Consider the following 4,336-nt stretch of genomic DNA (forward strand, 5'->3'; position numbering starts at 1 on the left):
CACTGCGAGTGCAGTAAAATCGGCAAGAGTAGCCTGACAGGACGCACCTCCTGCAGTGGTTTGGTCAGCAATTGGTTGAATAGTTGGGTCTGTTGTATCTTCAATATTGACATCAAATGATGTTGTGGCAAAGTTGCCGGAGGCATCAGTAGCTGTTAAAGTTACAGTGGTTGTTCCGGTAATTAAAGTACCCGGAACGGGGCTTTGAGTTATTGGTGGTGTCCCACAATTATCTGTTGCTGTTACAAGCGATGTATAATCTGCTAGTGTTGCCTGGCAGTTACTATTACCACTTATTGTTTGGTTTGAAGCAGATCCGATATTTGGAACAAGATTGTCAATAACTGTAACATTGGCCTGTGATGTACTAAAGTTACCTTCAGTATCTGTAACTGTTAAAGTGACTACTTGGTTTCCGACAGCAGAACAGTTGAATACATTTGGGCTAACAGACATCGAATCTATAGCACAATTATCGCTTGACCCGTTATTTATGTCAACTGATGAAATTGAAGCTTGCCCATTTACATCCAGAAAAACTGCAAAGTCTTGTGCAATAGCTACCGGCGGAGTGTTATCAGCCTGTGCAATGGCTTCGGCACGACTTCCAGTACATAAACTGGCCAGAGCGTATTCTCCTGAAATATTCATTACATGGTGTACATTTGGGAAGCCTGATCCCACATTAACAAGATTTGTAGGCTGTGTAATTCCACAATCTGGAGCTGAAAAATAGGAAGGATCAGATTGTCCATTTCCATTTGATCCCATGTAGAAGAGTGAAGTTCCATTGTTAGGGGTAAAAACTTCCATTACTATAATAGTTCCAGCAGGTACCGTTGTTGAAATTGGAACATTTACAATTGAATTATTGTTAGCAGGAGATACATTAACATTTGTTGATATGAGTTGGGTTAAGTTTCCTGTATTAAAAGTGCCATTAAGAGAATGAAGTCTTACTGTGAGTGTAAAATTATTGTTTACAGACTGAACTCCAAATTGTAATTGATTAATATTAAATTCTCCATTAATTCCAAAATCATTTTCCAAATCAAACACTCTCCAATAGCTAGTTGTTCGATGAAAACCAGATCCACCTCCACAAGAAACACTTCCAGTACCTATATTTTGAGAGTTTGAATGTGTAACAGTAGCAGCAGTTGGAACCGGGTCTAAAACCTCTTCAGCAAAGACACTGGTAGTTCCGGCCGGATTGAAGGTGTAGGATGGTCCTGTAAATAGAAGTGTTCCGCCGGATGCGGCATCATACCATTCAATGGTGTTTCCGGGGTCATTTGGTGTGGCTGTTAAGGTAACACTGTCACCACTACAAAATGTATCGGTTGTTACTGAGGGTGCATCGGGCGCTTCTGTTACATTGATAATACTATTTGCTGTACCTCCACAAATGCTTGTATATGTTACTGTATGGTTTCCAACTCCTGCAACATTGGGATCAAAAGTGTATGTAGATCCATTACCATTATCTGTCACACCCGGACCTGAATATGTTCCGCCACCAGGCGAACCACCTGTTAAACTCGATTGAACACCTTCAGTTACACAAAATGATTCTGAAGCTGCGAATGTTGTGGGTGGTAAGTCAAATGCTTGTATATTGTCTGAATTACTCCCCGATGTTCCTTGAGAGGCGCTAAAGCCTAATCCTCTTTTTGCAAAAGCATTCCAGATAATACATTGGTTGGCTCCACCATAAAGGGCTATATCTGCTGCAAGGATGGCATCTCTTCCGTCAACAAATCCTGGAGAACAAGGTTGCATTTTAAGACCTTCAGTTACAAGCATCATGGAAATATTATTTCCTCCTGTGCCATTGTAAAAATCTGTATCAAATCCATATTGGTCGATGAGACCCCATGTCATTTCCCAAAGCATAACGGCCCAAACTGAGCCTACCCCATGAGGAGCAACTGCAGTTTGCGTTCTGTTATATGTATGTGAATTTACCGCCATATTTGTACTATAGGGAAACTCTCTGATTCCGGGACCATTTCCGGCTTGGCCAACTAGCCATGTACCTATTCCTCTGGCGTCAGTTCCTTGATCACCGGGTTTCATAGTTAATAACAACGCATAGTAATCACTCCAGCCTTCACCCATTTGTTCTGGTGTGCTAACGGTACTAAGACATCCTGAGTTAAACCTTCCACCTGTTAATCGTGTAGAAATACCGTGGCCATATTCATGGATAATTACCCCATTATCTAAATCACCATCTCTTGAGTTACAAACATACATTTGCATTCTGGGTAAGCTTCCGTCTCCTGGTGTAGCAAAATTTGCATTACAGGTTCCACCACCATCTTGCGCTTCAGCTCTCACATAATCATTTCCTGAACCACCATTACCATAATTGTTTTGTTGAAAATTTCCACTGGCTTCATTAAAACCATATTGATAAATTACATCATGAGTAATATTACTCCAATAAAATAAATTAGTAATTGCTGCAGGCAATGATCTATTTCCGGCAGACCAAGTAGTGTTGATAGGGAAATCAAAATTTAAGCTAGCACCTCCTTCTGCATATGTGCCCGGTGAATTACTACCGTTGATGTCGTCGTAAGCCCTTACGTTATTTCCACGGGTATTGGTGTGTTCTACACCCGTGGAACCATTGGTGTCATGCCACCCAAACGGGGAAGCTGTTAAGTTTTCAACACCGGTGACAAGAGTTCTGTTTCCGTGATTCGGACTTTCAACAGGCATTGCATACACTCTGTAACTACCACCCAACAGAGCAGCATTTTCCTCAGTGGTTTCTTCCATTGTATCTACATCTGCATAGTAGTCTGATTGATTGTTAACTTCAGGGTGATCAAGACTATGGTCGTGATTTTCATGTGATTCTTGAGTATCTGTGTGATTTGTTTCGCAAACATGTTCAATAGCACAGTGAGACTGCCAGTCAATTTTATCAATAACTTCACCTGTTTGAGCATCTACTTTATAGTTGAAATAGTTTCTGCCTTGAACATCATCGATTGCTAAACTCCAGACCAACACAACATCTCCTTGTTTGTTTTGTTGATACATTAGCTTAACGGGAATATCGGTGCTTGAAATTCCTCCTTTACTAATAATGTATTCTTGTTTTTTAACATCAATAATATCAAGAACTTTCAAATTTTCAGTAATGCGATATTTTGAATGACCAGCTGCAGCTGCAACTGCTTGAAGTGGGGTTATTGAAGGTGATTTTCCTCCTTTTACTTTGTTTGAAACATCACTAATAAAATTATTATTTTTACTTACAACCTCACCGGTCGAAGCAATATGAATACTTGCTTCAGCACCATATATTTCAATATCGTTGACTGTCTGTCTGTAATATATGTGATGTACTCCACTGGTACTACTTACGTGCTCACTGGTGATTATCCAGTTTGAGACATCTTCTTTTTTGAGATTTTTACTGCTCTGAGTCTGAAGTTTAGTAATTAATGAATTGTGATAAGCATCAATTTTTTTTGTTGCCTCTTTAAAATTTTGTGCGTTAGTTATTTGAGTTGCAAATAACAAACACATTACATAGGGTATAATGTATTTGTAATTCATAAGTTTGGGGTTGTGTTAATTAATTAATTTTATCTTAATGGGTTATTATTAAATTTTATTTTATCTGTGAACTATAACTTGAAACCTGTCATGGGCTGTTTGACCAAAGGTAATTTGATATCCAAAGCCTCCTCCATTTCCTGCAAATGTAAGACCTTTTAAAAGTAAAGTATGAGTTCCGGCAGGAAGTTGAATATACCCACTACCGGACAAATAATAATATCCTGCTGCATATGTTCCTCCAGGTTCTGAAGGATTGTTGGTATATGTTCCAGAATCATAGGCTATGTGAGTAGTATCACCATTGACCTCAACCCAAGACCTGTATAGTCTTGAAGCGCCATCAACAACAGGAGTGGTGCCGTCATCCATAGTAATTTGTATACTCATTTGATAATTAACATGAACCAATGATTCTTGTGTTAGATTGATTGTTGTGTTATAAAGATCAGTAATCACACCACTTCCGGTGGCTGATGTCACCGCGATACCGGGACTTGGAATGAAATCTACAGCTTGAACAGGCATGAAGTTTAGAATTAAAGGGGGCTGCAAAGTCAAATCCCCATCATTGTTTACATATACAGGTGCAGGATCTGAAACTACATTGTGTGCGTTATTAGCATTGCTTAATTCATCTATTCTGAGCGTGTTTCCGTTGCCCGCAATATGCAATTCTGTTTGGGGAGTATTTGTGTTTATTCCAACCCTGTTAGTGCCACCATCAACAAATAGCATGTTTTGGTTTCCTGTAGAT

At 39.4% G+C, this 4,336-nt stretch carries 1 protein-coding gene and 1 pseudogene; both read right to left on the reverse strand.

The genetic code is table 11. The features are described 5' to 3' along the window. Nucleotides 1–3,579: M36 family metallopeptidase (locus tag AACY61_RS09485; RefSeq protein ID WP_339611335.1), on the reverse strand; the 3,579-nt coding region annotated here is incomplete at its 3' end. 60 nt (nucleotides 3,580–3,639) lie between these two features. Beyond that, nucleotides 3,640–4,336, reverse strand: a pseudogene (locus AACY61_RS09490) (hypothetical protein); the annotation flags it as partial.

This window comes from uncultured Planktosalinus sp. (assembly GCF_963973675.1).
GTDB lineage: Bacteria > Bacteroidota > Bacteroidia > Flavobacteriales > Flavobacteriaceae > Planktosalinus.